The sequence below is a fragment of the Bacillus sp. XT-4 genome, from assembly GCF_050864245.1.
Taxonomy (GTDB): domain Bacteria; phylum Bacillota; class Bacilli; order Bacillales; family Bacillaceae; genus Bacillus; species Bacillus altitudinis.
The window spans coordinates 34,384-49,504 of sequence record NZ_JBPAFI010000009.1; the positions used below are offsets into that span (position 1 = coordinate 34,384).

Consider the following 15,121-nt stretch of genomic DNA (forward strand, 5'->3'; position numbering starts at 1 on the left):
ACACTAAAAGAGAAGACACAGTGAGAGGATGCAAAGTATGAAGACATCTGACTTTTTATTGAAACAAATTGCGACAGAATTAAAGCTTTCAACAAAACAAATTGGAAGTGTGATCCAGCTATTAGAGGATGGCAACACCGTCCCGTTTATTGCACGTTACCGGAAAGAGCAGACAGGCTCACTAGACGAGGTGCAAATTCAAACCATTTCTGAACGCTATACATATATCCAAAATGTGACGAATCGAAAAGAAGAAGTGATTCGCTTAATCGCTGAACAAGACAAATTAACAGATGAATTAAAACAGAAGATCGAACAGGCGCATAAGCTGCAAGAGGTCGAAGATTTATATCGACCATTTAAACAAAAGCGAAAAACAAAGGCAAATGTAGCCAAAGCAAAAGGACTTGAGCCGCTTGCGGAGTATTTACTGAAGCTGCCAAACGATGAGATCGAAAAGAAAGCATCGGCTTTTATCAATGAAGAAAAAGAAGTCACAACAGCAGAAGAAGCACTGGAGGGCGCCCAGCACATCATTGCTGAACAGCTTGCGGATGATCCTGATATGCGGAAATGGATTCGCAGCGAGACGTACCAAAAGGGAAGTCTTGTCACATCAGGAAAAGACGTTGAAAACGACGAGAAAAACGTCTATGAAATGTATTACGACTATCAAGAGCCGATTAAAAAAATTGTGCCTCATCGTGTACTTGCGGTCAACCGAGGCGAGAAAGAAGGGATTTTGAAAGCAGCCATCGAACCGCCTGCTGAAAATATTCGTTTCTACCTCGATAAACAAGTCTTAAAAGGCAAGCAAACGACGGCGAGGCCTTACATTGAAGCGGCCATTGATGATGCATACAAGCGCTTGATTCAGCCTTCAATTGAACGGGAAATACGAAAAGAGCTGACAGAAAAAGCAGAGGAACAAGCCATTCATATTTTCGCTGAAAACTTAAGAAAGCTCCTACTTCAACCGCCGATGAAAGGAAAACGTGTACTTGGGGTAGACCCTGCGTTTCGGACAGGCTGTAAATTAGCTGTCGTGGATGATACAGGAAAAGTCCATCATATTGGCGTCATTTATCCGCACCCGCCTGTGCAGAAAAAAGCGGAAGCCAAACAAAAAGTGAAAGAAATCGTTCAAACATCCAACATTGAAGTCATTGCGATCGGAAACGGAACAGCCTCAAGAGAGACCGAACAATTCATCGCAGACTTGATCCAAGAGCTGGACCAGCCAGTTTCATATTTGATCGTGAATGAAGCAGGGGCAAGTGTATACTCTGCATCTGCGCTGGCAAGAGAAGAGTTTCCAGACTTGCAAGTCGAAGAACGAAGCGCTATATCCATTGCTCGAAGATTACAAGATCCATTAGCAGAGCTCGTAAAAATAGATCCAAAATCTGTCGGTGTAGGACAATACCAGCACGATGTGAGTCAAAAGCAATTAAACAGCTCGTTAACCTTTGTGGTAGAAACGGTTGTTAACCAAGTCGGTGTGAACGTTAATACAGCCTCACAGGCGCTGCTGCAATATGTGTCAGGTCTTTCAAAAGCCGTCGCAGGAAACATCGTCAAGCGCCGTGAAGAGATTGGGAGATTCACAAGCAGAAAAGAGCTGAAGGATATCCCGAGGCTTGGTGCAAAGACTTATGAGCAGTGTATCGGCTTCCTGCGCATCACAGATGGACAAGATCCACTTGACCGCACGGGTATTCACCCTGAAAGCTATAAAGAAACAAAACAGTTCTTACGCATGATCAACATGACGCCAGACGATCTTGGAACAGAACAGTTAAAAGAGAAAATTGCAGGGGTGAAGCTGGACGAAGCAGCAGAACAGCTTGAAATTGGCTCAATCACTCTTCAAGATATCATTGATCAGCTCACAAGACCTGAGCGTGATCCGCGCGATGAAGTACCAAAGCCGCTTTTGAAAACAGACGTGTTGAAATTGGAGGACTTGAAGCAAGGGATGGAGCTACAAGGAACGGTGAGAAACGTCGTAGACTTCGGCGCATTCGTTGATATTGGCGTCAAGCAGGATGGACTTGTCCACATTTCCAAGCTAAGCAATCGATTTGTGAAACATCCGCTCGACGTGGTATCAGTTGGTGACATTGTGACCGTATGGGTAGACTCCGTTGACCAGGCAAAAGGCCGGGTAGCTCTATCGATGCTAAAACCAGAGTAAACAAAAAACGAGGCGCACCTTAGGATGGGGTGTGCCTTGATGTGACTGAATGTTTTTTTCTATAGAAGTACCAGCATTGATTGAGCAATTTGATTTGATAATGATTTTTCTCATAAAATGCTTTCTGCATCTGATTTTTCAGCCAGTTGGGCATCGCCCATTCCTCCTTTGATCAAAACAGTGGGTGTACCTTCAATGTATGCAAAGAGGAAATTGTCCTGTTCGAGGTTTTTATAGAAAGGAACGATTTTGATTGAAGGAGAGCGAGTTACAACAGTTAACAGAACATATTTCTGAGCAGTACTTTGGTAAGGCATTCCGCCATCAAGCTGTTTTTAATGACCGTCTCAAAACGACAGGCGGGCGGTATTTACTTGGAACACACAATATCGAATTGAACCGCCGATACCTAGAAGAACATGGACGAGAAGAATTAATTGGGATCATCAAGCATGAGCTGTGTCATTATCATCTGCATCTTGAGGGAAAAGGCTATCAGCATCGTGACCGTTCCTTTAAAGAGTTATTAAAACAAGTAGGAGCCCCGCGTTTTTGTACAGCGCTAAAGACCGTACAAAATAAACGACGTGGACAGAAGCGACAAGAATATGTTTGCACAGGATGCGGTCAGTATTTTATGAGGAAAAGGCGAGTTGATACCTCTCGTTATGTGTGCGGCGTCTGCAAAGGAAAATTAAAATGGCAGCGTACAATCGGTTCAGAGTGATATGCATTCCTTTATGGGATGCTTTTTTTTGTGAGATGAAGTAGACATATTGAGACAAATAGAGACGCGAGTCTCATTTTGTCTCTTTTTTGATCGATGGGAATCGCTCAAATCCTAAGCTTTCAAGCGCCATGATGTTGGCACGCTTTTTGCTTGTATAGAAGTGCAAGCAAAAAAGATAGGAGGTTTTATCATGGAAAAGGCACTTACAAAAGAAAAAGCCGTTTGGATGTATCAAAAAATGCAGGAAATTCGCCAATTTGAAGATCAAGTACACATGCTTTTTACAAAAGGGATCTTGCCAGGTTTTGTCCATCTTTATGCTGGTGAAGAAGCTGTAGCTGTAGGAGTCTGTGCTCATCTGAATGAACAAGACAGTATTACAAGTACACACCGCGGCCACGGTCATTGTATCGCCAAGGGCTGTGATCTAAAAGGAATGATGGCAGAAATCTATGGAAAAGCCACAGGTCTTTGTAAAGGTAAAGGTGGATCTATGCACATTGCAGATTTTGATAAAGGAATGCTTGGTGCCAACGGAATTGTTGGAGGCGGCTTTCCACTTGCGTGCGGGGCAGCACTCACGGCTAAATATAAAAAGAAAGATAATGTAAGCGTTTGCTTTTTTGGGGATGGTGCTAACAATCAAGGGACTTTTCACGAAGGAATCAATCTCGCCGCCATCTGGAAACTGCCAGTCATTTTCATCGCAGAAAACAATGGGTACGGGGAAGCGACGCCATTTTCGTATGCTTCAAGCTGCAAATCAATTGTGGATCGAGCGGCCGGTTATGACATTCCTGGGATTCAAGTAGACGGAAAAGATGTGACAGCCGTTTATCAAGCAGCAGAACAAGCGATAGAACGAGCAAAAAATGGAGAAGGTCCGACATTGATTGAATGCATGACATATCGAAATTATGGTCATTTTGAAGGAGACGCTCAGCGCTACAAAACCAATCAAGAAAAAACCGAACATCAAGAAGAGAAAGATGCCATCACTCTTTTTAAAAATGAATTATTAAAGCAGCAGCTGCTAACAGATCAAGAAATATCAAGTATTGAAGCGTCTGTAGCAGAAGCGATAGAGGAAGCCGTGAGATTTAGTGAAGAAAGTGAATATCCAGATCATACTGAATTGCTAACTGATGTGTATGTTTCGTATCAATAAATCTGAAAGGAGAGAGGGAAATGACAAGAGAAATCAGCATGTCTAGTGCTTTGAATGAAGCGATTAAACTGGCAATGAGAAGAGACGAAGATGTCATTTTAATGGGGGAAGATGTTGCGGGAGGTGCTCATGTAGATCACTTACAGGATGATGAAGCATGGGGCGGTGTTCTTGGTGTAACAAAAGGGATTGTTCAGGAATTTGGGCGTGAACGTGTCCTTGATACACCGATTAGTGAAGCTGGCTATATAGGTGCGGCCATGGCAGCTGCTTCAACAGGATTAAGACCAATTGCGGAGCTTATGTTTAATGATTTTATCGGTACTTGTTTGGACCAAGTGCTGAATCAAGGCGCAAAATTTCGATACATGTTTGGTGGAAAAGCAGAGGTGCCTATCACGATTAGAACGACACATGGGGCGGGTTTTAGAGCAGCTGCCCAGCATTCACAAAGTTTGTATGCGCTATTTACAAGCATCCCTGGTTTGAAAGTAGTTGTACCTTCTTCACCATATGATGCCAAAGGGCTGCTGCTGGCAGCCATCGAGGATCAGGACCCTGTCATCTTTTTTGAAGACAAGACGCTTTACAATATCACAGGAGATGTGCCGGAGAGGTATTACACATTGCCGCTTGGTCAAGCAGATGTGAAGAGGGAAGGTTCTGATGTAACCATCTTTGCGGTGGGCAAACAAGTGCATACAGCACTCGAAGCGGCAGAGCAATTGTCTGCTCAAGGTATTGAAGCGGAAGTGATTGATCCAAGAAGCTTGTCGCCGCTCGATGAGGAGGCCATTCTGACTTCAGTAGAAAAAACAAATCGACTTGTCATTGTCGATGAAGCAAATCCAAGGTGCGGAATTGCCGCAGATATCTCTTCTTTGATTGCAGATAAAGGATTTGATTTACTGGACGCACCAATCAAAAAAGTGACGGCTCCTCATACACCGGTGCCATTTTCACCGCCTCTTGAAGATATATATTTGCCAACACCCGATAAAGTTGTGAACACCGTATTAGAGATGATTGGCAAGAGGCATGACAAGATCTTGAACTAGAGAAAGGAGAGAGGGAGATGGCTGTCGAAGTTGTGATGCCTAAATTGGGCATGTCGATGAAAGAAGGAACGGTATCTGTCTGGAATAAAGAGGTCGGTGAGACCGTAAATAAAGGAGAAAGCATTGCAAGCATCAACTCCGAAAAAATTGAAATGGAGATCGAATCACCTGCTGAAGGAACCATATTGGATATAAAAGTACCTGAGGGAGAAGGTGTACCGCCCGGCACGGTCATCTGCTATATCGGTGAAGGAAATGAACAGGTGGAGAGAAAGAAAGAAAAAGAAATCCAGTCAAAACCAAAGAAAGAGAGAAAAAAAATCTCCCCTGTTGCCCGTAAAATGGCGAATAGCGCAAACCTAGACATTGATACGCTAGTGGGGACAGGACCAGGTGGAAGAATTACGAAAGAGGATGTGCTTCGTGCACTTCCTGAACGGAAAGAGAAGAAACAAAACGAGACAGTGCAACAGCCTATTAACATGATGCGGAAAACAATTGCCTCAAGAATGATGGAAAGCCTGCAAACAAGTGCACAATTAACCATTACGATGAAAGCGGACGTGACAAAACTGAAAAACCTACAACAACAGCTGAATGAAACAGCCATCGCACGTTACGAGACAAAGTTGACCATCACCGATTTTGTAGCCAAAGCAGCGATCCTATCGTTGCTAGAACATCCTGCGATGAACAGTCAATATCATAACGGAGTTGTCGAAACTTTTGAGAATGTTCATCTTGGGATTGCTGCTGCGTTAGATAACGGATTGGCTGTACCGGTCATTCAGCATGCGGAGCGGTTAACGCTGATAGAGCTGGCGAAGGGCATTAAATTGTATGGTAAAAAAGCACGTGAAGGAAAGCTTCTACATGACGAAATCAAAGGTTCTACCTTTACCATCACCAATCTTGGAGCGTATGGTGTAGAGCATTTCACACCAATTTTGAATCCGCCGGAAGCGGGGATCCTTGGTGTCGGAACAATGTATGACACCCCTGTTTATCGAGAAGATGAATTGTGCAAAGGGACCATCCTACCACTCAGTCTTACGTTTGATCACCGCGTGCTGGACGGGGCGCCTGCCTCTGCATTTTTATCAACGGTCAAAGCACACTTAGAAGAACCATTATCCATTCTTTTATAGAAAGAAGGTGAATGTACCATGACACTGGTCATTATAGGAGGCGGACCAGCAGGTTATGTGGCGGCCATAACAGCCGCCCGTTTTGGCAGAGAGGTTGTGTTAATTGATCAAGGTCAGCTGGGAGGTACCTGCCTCAATGACGGCTGTATCCCGACCAAAGCACTTTTGCAAAGCGCCGATATGTATGAGCATGTGAAATCGGCTGGACATTTTGGAATTGAGCTTCCAGAACATGAGCCTATCATTCAATGGAATGCTGTCCAAAAGCGGAAACAGTCTGTCGTCAAGCAGCTCACTGATGGTGTTCGTTACTTGATGAATAAAAACAAAATTACCGTGGTAAATGGGAAGGCTTCATTTCTATCAGCACATGAGCTATTCATAGAAAGTGAAGGAAAGTCTGAAATCATTCAAGCAAAACAAATCATTATTGCAACAGGGGCTGTGCCTGCGGCTTTACCGTTTGCACCTTTTGATGGCGAATGGATCATTCACAGCAAGGACGCCATGTCACTTTCTTCGATCCCAGATTCACTTTGTATCATTGGGGGCGGGGTGATTGGCTGTGAGTTTGCGAGCATCTTTAGCAGAATGGGATCAAAGGTTGTCATGGTTGAACGGGCAGTGCACATTTTACCAGAAGAAGATCGTGATACAGCACAATGTCTTCACGAGCAGCTCGAAGAAACGGGTGTAAACATTTTGACGTCCGCCACAGTCAAACAGCTTGATTCCACTTCAAGAAAAGTAGTGGTGGAGAATAATCAAGGAGAACGTTGTGACATCCAGTCGGATCTTTGCTTAATGGCGATTGGCAGAACTCCGCAACTTGGAGAGTTGAATCTTGATCAGATTGGAATTGAATTTGATAGAAACGGAATCTACGTCAATGAACATATGCAAACCAATCTCCCGCATATTTATGCGTGCGGTGATGTGACAGGTGGTGTCCAGCTTGCTCATACTGCCTTTCATGAAGGGACGGTTGCGGCTTCCCATGCATCAGGTGAACATCTAAAGGTCAATGAACAAGTGATTCCGAGGTGCATCTACACCTCTCCAGAAATCGCGAGTGTTGGTTTAAATGAAGAGAGTGCTAGAAAACAATATGAGGAGATTAGGATAGGGACATGTGCATTTTCTGCAAATGGAAAAGCATTAATCTTAAATCAACCAGCCGGTCACGTAAAAGTCATTGTAGAGCCGCAATATCAAGAAATATTAGGCGTTTCAATCATTGGACCGAATGCAACAGAAATGATTGGACAAGCGGCGGTGATGATGCATGCAGAGTTGACCGCTGATACATTAGAGCAGTTTATTGCGGCACATCCGACACTTTCAGAGGCAATACACGAAGCCGTTCTGCAAACCATTGGAAGAGCGGTGCACTGCTGAAAGAGACTCCTTTTCTATCCAATTGACTTCTTGGGTTAGCCAATTGTAATTGAAAGCGCTTTTATGTTTATCTATAATGAATAAAAAGCCCCCAGAGGAGAGGATGGAATGAATCCGACGCCTTGTTATTTAAATACGTGGAAACGTTTTGTTCGTGAAGGTTTGCTTGATCAGTCTCGTCTGAATAAGAGAGTGGCAGAATCATGGCACAGGTGTAAACAGGCAAATGTGAATCCGTATTTAGGTAAAGGACAGTCGTTGTTAGAAAAGGAACGATTCAGTGCCCAAAAAAAGAAATATTCATTATTCCTAAATGCGGCTCTTCCTTACTTAAATAAAATCAATCAGCAATTAAAAGATTCTGATATGCTGGCCTTACTCATCGATGCAGATGGTTATGTGCTAAGTCTGACAGGAAGCGAAAGAACGATGGTGGAAGCCAGAAGAATTAATTTTATGGAGGGTTCACGCTGGACTGAAACAGATGTAGGGACAAATGCGATCGGAACGGCACTCGTCATCGGAGAAGCGGTGACGATCAACGGAACGGAGCATTTTTCTATCGCCTCTCATCATTGGAGTTGTTCAGCTGCTCCAATTCACGATGCGGACGGTACAATCATAGGGGTGATTGACATCTCCTGTATGACGGATAACAAGCACCCTTTTATGCTTGGAATGGCTTCAACGGTTGCTTATGCCATAGAGAGAGAAATTCAAGTCCAGCAAAAAAGGAGAGAGCTGGAGCTGATCACTCATTGTCTCCAGCAGGTGGAAGCAGATGAACCGTATGTGGTCTGTAATGAAAAAAAGCAAATTGTGTCTGCCAGCAGGTCGATTAGAGATCGATTTTCAGACTGGCATGGAATGGATGTTGAGCGGCTTAAGGATCATCCATTTGTTATCCGGGGAAAGCAGATCATTCAATCAGAGCAAGACGGGAAGGTGCTAGGCATATCCCTTTCTCTTGAAGAAGCAGCGAAAAGCAGCATGACCGTTTCTTTTGCTCAATTTCCCGGGGAATCAGGAACAAGTAAGGTATTTCAACAGACGCTTAGTGAGATGAAGAGAGCGGCACAAACAGATGCTCATGTGTATATTTGGGGAGAAACAGGGACAGGGAAGGAACTCGCCGCTAGAGCCATTCACTCCGCCAGTGAAAGGCATAAAGGGCCGTTCATTGCTGTTAATTGCGGAGCCATTCCTGAAAGCCTGTTAGAAAGTGAGCTGTTTGGCTATGCTGAAGGTGCTTTTACAGGAGCAAAACGTCACGGAGCTAAAGGGAAATTTGAACAAGCCCATAAAGGAACACTCTTTCTAGATGAAATAGGCGAAATCCCATATGCGATGCAAGTAGCGCTTCTTAGGGTGTTAGAAGAAAGGGCAGTCGTACCGCTCGGCGGGACACACGAAATCCCTTTGGATATTCGAATCATTACAGCGACTCACCGTAATATGAACGAACTGCTGAAGGAAGGAAAAATACGAGAAGACTTGTATTACCGTCTTCATGTCTATCCGATCAATATCCCGCCGCTTAGAGAAAGAAAAGAAGACATTCATGATTTGTATCGTTATTACCAAAAGAAGCATCACTGGAATGCAGCGTTTCCTGAATCATTTTTTCAGAAATTGCAGAAGTATCACTGGCCAGGGAATATACGAGAGCTTTTTAACCTGTTTGAACATCTAAGGGTCCTCTTTCCGAAAGGTGGATGGATTGGTGAATCGCAATATGCTTCAGTATTAGAGGCGATTGATCAGAAAAAACAGAAGCTGCATCCAGCAGAGCAACCGGAGACTTCAAAAGAACTCACATTCAGGGAACGCATTCAAAAGCAAACAGTGATAGACGCACTGCATAAAACAAAAGGTCATGTGTCAGAAGCAGCGAGGTTAGCAGGAGTGCCAAGAAGTACTTTTTATAAGTGGATGCGAAAGTTTCATTTGTCTTAATCTCATGTGGAAGGCTGCATCAAGGCCCTTGGTCTACGTGGAGGTCGGGGGCTTTCTGCCAAGTTAAACAAATGGCATGGAAAAAGGCTTGACTGTTATATTAGTATATGTTAAATTATAAAAGCCGTCGCTAATGAGACAGGAATGAAACACTTAAAAATTCTTGACACATTTTTCTGGCATAGATATAATGAAACATGTCTCATTATTCCGCAGTAGCTCAGTGGTAGAGCTATCGGCTGTTAACCGATCGGTCGTAGGTTCGAGTCCTACCTGCGGAGCCATAATGGAGAAGTACTCAAGTGGCTGAAGAGGCGCCCCTGCTAAGGGTGTAGGTCGCGTAAGCGGCGCGAGGGTTCAAATCCCTCCTTCTCCGCCATTATCATATGGCCCGTTGGTCAAGCGGTTAAGACACCGCCCTTTCACGGCGGTAACACGGGTTCGAATCCCGTACGGGTCATGTTTTCTTTTTATGTTGATTCGTTGGGCTATAGCCAAGCGGTAAGGCAACGGACTTTGACTCCGTCATGCGTTGGTTCGAATCCAGCTAGCCCAGCCATTTTTTATATATGTTTTTCTGCATAGCAGATGAGCCATTAGCTCAGTTGGTAGAGCATCTGACTTTTAATCAGAGGGTCGAAGGTTCGAGTCCTTCATGGCTCACCATTTTCATGCGGGTGTGGCGGAATTGGCAGACGCGCTAGACTTAGGATCTAGTGTCTTTATGACGTGGGGGTTCAAGTCCCTTCACCCGCATTGTTTTTTCAAACAGTGCACTTATGAATATATGAGCACATCATACACGCGGTCGTGGCGGAATGGCAGACGCGCTAGGTTGAGGGCCTAGTGGGTGAATAACCCGTGGAGGTTCAAGTCCTCTCGGCCGCATCTAAGAAACCAAAGGTTGTAGACCTTTGGTTTTTTTGTATTATCTAAATGTAGCTGGCAGGATAGGCTCAAGCTTCACCAAAAGCAAAAAATAGAGTATCAAATGAATGAGGGTATATTAGGTGCGTTCTTACATTAATGCTAAGTTCTCCATCTCACAATCAACAAAGGATGCTTTACATGATGATGACAAAGGAAACTTTGGTGTCGCATTTGCATTTGACGAACCAAGTGAAAGGGAAGATGTCTTTAAATGGATGAATCTTGAACCAAGTGAAGAAAATTAAAAGATGCTTGGATCAATGTTTCAAGGCCAATGCTTGTTTAAAGATATTTACGGACGTACCTCTAAAATATCAATTGAATGTCTATTTGAAGAGTGGATGGGGGCTTTTGAGACCAATAAAAGTGAAGTGGTCAATGTTGAAGAGATGTATTTGTGATTTTTTGTTTTGTTGATGTATTTATTTTTGCGTTATTTGTAATTTGTATTTTAATAATGCTATAATGAACTTGTATTAAACAAAAGAATTGCAATTTAAGCACAGCAAATAATTGCTCCTACACTTCCAATGAGGTCTGCTTTAAGTAGACTGAGGAAATAAAGAAAGACCCGAAAATCGGGTCTAGTTGAATAATGAACTTTATGCTTTTTTGTGTCTTAGTATGATGTATGTAGACATTGCAATATATGCAATTGATGCTACGGAATTAATCATACTTAAATACTCATTAACCAGTTCCAGCATTAAAGTTCACCTCCCTCTTTTGGGACGTGGGAATACATGCTATTGCAGTAGCTTGTATTCCTTTTCTTATTGTACCTTTTTTCAGCTTTAGTTGAAACCAAAAAAATGTCTGTGTGGTTAGCAGAATGTTATAGCCGTAATTTGGTTTAACGAAATGCAAATTTAGTTAAGGGAAAATTGGAGATTGATAGCTCAAACAAATGATGTTTCCTTTCTCACAGATAAACATTATATTCCTTAACTAGAATTGACCAATTTGTAATCAATAAGCTTGATCAGTGAAAATTAACATGCTACAATTCATATAATTAGATTATAAGAATTAAAAAGCCCAATTTAACTTGGCGGAGTTAAACTATGCAAGTCTTACAGTTAAATCATTTTTTAAATGAAATATTGACGTTTATTGTTTTAATGTTTATTTTAATCAACAAAAGAATTACGATCCATATAATAGACATATTGAACTCACCATTTCCTTTCCGAGACTATTCATGATAGTCTCTTTTTTTGATACTATGTAATTGTTACACTGTATATAGTATAATGGAATCTAACAAAACACAACATATAGATGATCGAAACGAAAAAAATCAACCAACGAACACAACGGGCACGGGTTTCAAAATTAATATCATAAAAAGAAGAGATTTGAAAATTAGTCGTTCATATTTGAGCGGCTTTTTTTATTGGGGATTTAGGAGGATGAAATGAAGAAAAAAAGCTTAATAATAACTTTCTTATGGTGATGTTGGTTTCTTCTGTAACTTTGGTCTTTGCGGATTATAAAGAAGGAGACAAAACGGTTAAACCAAAAATTGAAAAGGTTGGTGGGGTTGATCTTGAAATAAGTCGTTTTCCGTTGGAGCATTACCAAGCTCACAATCAAGCAGAAGACGGAATGATAAAAGGTACCATTGTTTCTATATCCAATGTAATGCTAGGTACGACACAAATAATTGTTCTTGTCGTTGATAAGGCAATGGACATGTTTATGAGTGCTGAACCGATAAATAACTTTAGCGACGCTATTACGAGCGTCTCTAAGGATATGTACAATGTTTTGAAGAAAAGTTTTGGAGAAATAATTTTTGTGTTTCTGATAGCCTTCCTAGTCTATCTATTCTTTATAAGAGGGAATTTTAAGGAGGGTATGAGACGTTTCGCTTTGTTTTTTCTTGTCATAATTGTGGCAGGCTTATGGGTAAATAAGGCTGGATATTGGATTGAATCTCTTAATGCCTTGTCAATTGAGGGGTAAGGTAAACTTGTAAATGTTGGAAACAAATTGGTTGATTTCTTTTCTGGGAAAATCGATTCTTCTTTGAGGCGGGAGCGTAGCTATATCGGGTGAGCTAAACAAAAATGAAAATGCTAATTCTGACAGCTCATTTAGAGAAGAATTGCAAATATTAGCTGAGCGTGTAGGGAGTTAACAAACTAAGAACAGTCGAGACATGTGTCTAGACTGTTTTTAATTTGTGAAAAAGATACTTGGAATAGTTGAGTAATTATTAACGTGTACCAAAGGAATTAATGTAGAGTTTTTAAGTATATGTATACAAATAACTAAGACTTTATTTGATTTATTCTCGATGAATTCAATATTAACTGAAGACTAAAGAATGTCCATAAAATAACTATTTAATATAATTGAGACAAAATTCAACAATTTTATCCAAAAAATAGTATAATTATATTATAAATTAATTAGGGGGAATTAAAATGTCAAATCCTAGAGCTTTTATAAGTTTTGATTTTGATCATAATGAACCGCAAAAAAATTATTTTGTAGGGCAATGTAAAAATTCAAGGGTGCCTTTTTCTGTCTCTGATTGGTCCGCAAAAGAAGCTATGCCACAAAGTAAGTGGGAACAAATAGTAGAAGAAAAGATGAAAAAAACTAATATGTGTATTGTTTTAGTTGGAAAATCAATGAGTTCAGCTATTGGCGTAAAAAAAGAAATAGAGATGGCTAAAAAGAACAATGTTCCTGTTTTTGGTGTTTATGTAGACGGCGCAAATTCTTCTACAACGTTACCTGAAGGACTCCCAAGAAGTAAAACAATTAAATGGACTTGGGAAGGTGTTGTGGAAATGATTGAATGGGCTAAAAATGAAGGGAAAAATAAATTTGTGAGATTTTCTGGTGGAGTTAAATGAGACGGGCACTTTTGATTGGTATAAATGATTATGATAATTCGCCTCTTAATGGTTGTGTCAATGATGCGGAAAAGATGGCAAATATCTTAGCTACTCATGAAAATGAGGAGAGGAACTTTGATTGTCAGCTATACGTAAGTGACCATGATGATGATGAACGTATTAATAAAAGAGAGCTAAAAACAAAAATTTGCGAATTATTCGAACAACCAGCTGATGTTGCTCTGCTTTACTTTTCTGGACATGGGAGTTTAGACAGTCTTGGAGCTGGGGGGTATCTAGTTTCTCAAGAACTTGATGGAATTCCGATGTTAGAGGTGTTGAAGATTGCAAACGATGCTAAAACTAAAATAAATGAGATAGTCATTATATTAGATTGCTGTCATAGTGGTTCAATGGGGGCTAATATGTTATCAAACAGTGAACAAGCAATAATTAGTGAGGGAGTATCTATACTAACAGCAAGCAGAACTTCCCAATACGCTATGGAAGCTGCTGGTTCCGGTGTGTTTACATCATTAATTCATGATGCTTTAGATGGGGGAGCAGCAGATGCGTTAGGAAATGTCACTGCTGCAAGTATATATGCATATGCTGATCAGGCTTTAGGAGCTTGGGACCAAAGGCCGTTATTTAAATCTCATGTTTCAAAGCTACTTCCAATCAGGAAATGTAAACCGAAAGCTTCTTTAGCAACAATTCGAAAGTTAAATATATATTTTCCTGATCCTCATGAGCATTTTCAACTTGACCCCTCTTTCGAGCCAGATGAAGGTCATGGTGATAAAGAAAAAGAAGAAATTTTTAAGAATCTCCAACGGTTGCGTTCTGCAGGACTGGTTGAGCCAATAGGAGAAGAGCATATGTATTATGCAGCTGTAAATAGCAAAAAATGCAAGTTAACAGCTTTAGGGCGTTTTTACTGGTCTCTTGCAAATCAAGGTAGACTATGAATGTAGGCATAACAGGACATCAAAATTTAGGCTCAAGTCAGCAGTATAACGATATAGCTGTAAAGCTTAAACAAATTATAACTGAACATGATGTTACTTGTGGTTATACTTGTTTAGCCAAAGGAGCAGATCAACTTTTTGCTGAGATCCTTAAGAAAGTTGGAATCCCATATCATGCAATTATTCCTTCAGAGAATTATGATAGAACATTTGATGAATCGATATCTCTATTAAAGTACCAAGATTTATTAAATCATGCTGTCATTAAGAAAGTTTTATCTTTTCCTGAACCAGAGGAAAAAGCTTTCTATGAGGCTGGAAAATACGTAGTTGAGTCAACAGAGCTCTTAATCGCTATATGGGATGGTCAATCAGCTAGAGGGCTTGGTGGAACAGGTGACATAGTAAAATATTGCTTAAGTTTAAACAAGAACGTAATACATTTAAACACTAATGATTTGTCTATTAATATTCTGTCCTCATCAGATTGTTAGAGTCGTCAATTTTAAATGTATATTATGGTGAAATAATGGTGCTGATAAATTGAAGTTGTCCTTAAATTGCCCAAAATTGAGAGGGAAGAACGGTTGTATATATAACTATCCTACTCCATTTGTAATAACCGTGGAGGTTCAAGTCCTCTCGGCCGCATCTAAGAAACCAAAGGTTTTAGACCTTTGGTTTTTTATGTTTTCGAAGTGATAGAACCATTA

At 41.1% G+C, this 15,121-nt stretch carries 12 protein-coding genes, 7 tRNA genes and 1 pseudogene; 19 read left to right on the top strand and 1 reads right to left on the bottom strand.

The genetic code is table 11. The annotated features are described in order from the left end of the window. Positions 1-37 precede the first annotated feature (37 nt). On the top strand, positions 38-2,197 hold the full coding sequence (locus tag ACRRMM_RS17510; RefSeq protein WP_046527093.1) for a Tex family protein: 2,160 nt from the start codon (positions 38-40) through the stop codon (positions 2,195-2,197). Positions 2,198-2,216: 19 nt separating this feature from the next. Here ACRRMM_RS17510 and cmpA read toward each other — a convergent pair whose 3' ends face one another. After that, positions 2,217-2,351: a cortex morphogenetic protein CmpA gene (cmpA, locus tag ACRRMM_RS17515; protein WP_008346893.1), complete on the bottom strand. Its 135-nt coding sequence runs from the start codon at positions 2,349-2,351 to the stop codon at positions 2,217-2,219. A gap of 99 nt (positions 2,352-2,450) precedes the next feature. Between cmpA and ACRRMM_RS17520 the strand changes: the two genes are divergently transcribed. The 18 genes and pseudogenes from ACRRMM_RS17520 (at position 2,451) to ACRRMM_RS17605 (ending at position 14,902) form a co-directional block, all read left to right on the top strand. After that, on the top strand, positions 2,451-2,924 hold the full coding sequence (locus ACRRMM_RS17520) for a SprT family protein (protein ID WP_426995412.1): 474 nt from the start codon (positions 2,451-2,453) through the stop codon (positions 2,922-2,924). Positions 2,925-3,117: 193 nt separating this feature from the next. Then, a complete protein-coding gene (locus ACRRMM_RS17525; RefSeq protein WP_048001248.1) occupies positions 3,118-4,095 on the top strand; it encodes a thiamine pyrophosphate-dependent dehydrogenase E1 component subunit alpha in 978 nt (325 codons plus the stop codon). Between the two features lie 20 nt (positions 4,096-4,115). Next, a complete protein-coding gene (locus ACRRMM_RS17530) occupies positions 4,116-5,153 on the top strand; it encodes an alpha-ketoacid dehydrogenase subunit beta (RefSeq protein ID WP_144610498.1) in 1,038 nt (345 codons plus the stop codon). Positions 5,154-5,170: 17 nt separating this feature from the next. After that, a complete protein-coding gene (locus tag ACRRMM_RS17535; protein WP_024719197.1) occupies positions 5,171-6,301 on the top strand; it encodes a dihydrolipoamide acetyltransferase family protein in 1,131 nt (376 codons plus the stop codon). A gap of 18 nt (positions 6,302-6,319) precedes the next feature. After that, positions 6,320-7,699, top strand: a complete 1,380-nt coding sequence (gene lpdA, locus ACRRMM_RS17540) for a dihydrolipoyl dehydrogenase (protein ID WP_144610500.1) — start codon at positions 6,320-6,322, stop codon at positions 7,697-7,699. Positions 7,700-7,807: 108 nt separating this feature from the next. Continuing rightward, on the top strand, positions 7,808-9,655 hold the full coding sequence (locus ACRRMM_RS17545; protein ID WP_048001244.1) for a sigma-54-dependent Fis family transcriptional regulator: 1,848 nt from the start codon (positions 7,808-7,810) through the stop codon (positions 9,653-9,655). Between the two features lie 209 nt (positions 9,656-9,864). Then, positions 9,865-9,939 (top strand) — tRNA-Asn (locus ACRRMM_RS17550). Between the two features lie 4 nt (positions 9,940-9,943). Beyond that, a tRNA-Ser gene (locus ACRRMM_RS17555) sits at positions 9,944-10,034 on the top strand. Between the two features lie 9 nt (positions 10,035-10,043). Further along, a tRNA-Glu gene (locus tag ACRRMM_RS17560) sits at positions 10,044-10,115 on the top strand. Positions 10,116-10,139: 24 nt separating this feature from the next. After that, positions 10,140-10,214: transfer RNA gene (locus ACRRMM_RS17565), tRNA-Gln, on the top strand. 31 nt (positions 10,215-10,245) lie between these two features. Beyond that, positions 10,246-10,321 (top strand) — tRNA-Lys (locus ACRRMM_RS17570). A gap of 7 nt (positions 10,322-10,328) precedes the next feature. Further along, positions 10,329-10,411, top strand: a tRNA-Leu gene (locus tag ACRRMM_RS17575). 48 nt (positions 10,412-10,459) lie between these two features. Then, a tRNA-Leu gene (locus tag ACRRMM_RS17580) sits at positions 10,460-10,543 on the top strand. Between the two features lie 125 nt (positions 10,544-10,668). Beyond that, positions 10,669-10,986 (top strand): annotated as a pseudogene (locus ACRRMM_RS17585) (ATP-binding protein); the annotation flags it as partial. Positions 10,987-12,034: 1,048 nt separating this feature from the next. Then, a complete protein-coding gene (locus ACRRMM_RS17590; RefSeq protein WP_236797887.1) occupies positions 12,035-12,553 on the top strand; it encodes a hypothetical protein in 519 nt (172 codons plus the stop codon). A gap of 464 nt (positions 12,554-13,017) precedes the next feature. After that, on the top strand, positions 13,018-13,455 hold the full coding sequence (locus ACRRMM_RS17595; RefSeq protein WP_182489431.1) for a TIR domain-containing protein: 438 nt from the start codon (positions 13,018-13,020) through the stop codon (positions 13,453-13,455). Further along, entirely contained in the window at positions 13,452-14,408 is a 957-nt protein-coding gene (locus ACRRMM_RS17600; RefSeq protein ID WP_073415680.1) for a caspase family protein, read from the top strand. The genes ACRRMM_RS17595 and ACRRMM_RS17600 overlap by 4 nt, the downstream gene beginning before the upstream one ends. Continuing rightward, positions 14,405-14,902, top strand: coding sequence for a hypothetical protein (locus tag ACRRMM_RS17605; RefSeq protein WP_182489429.1), 498 nt, complete (start codon positions 14,405-14,407; stop codon positions 14,900-14,902). Before ACRRMM_RS17600 ends, ACRRMM_RS17605 begins: the two co-directional genes overlap by 4 nt. Positions 14,903-15,121: the final 219 nt, after the last annotated feature.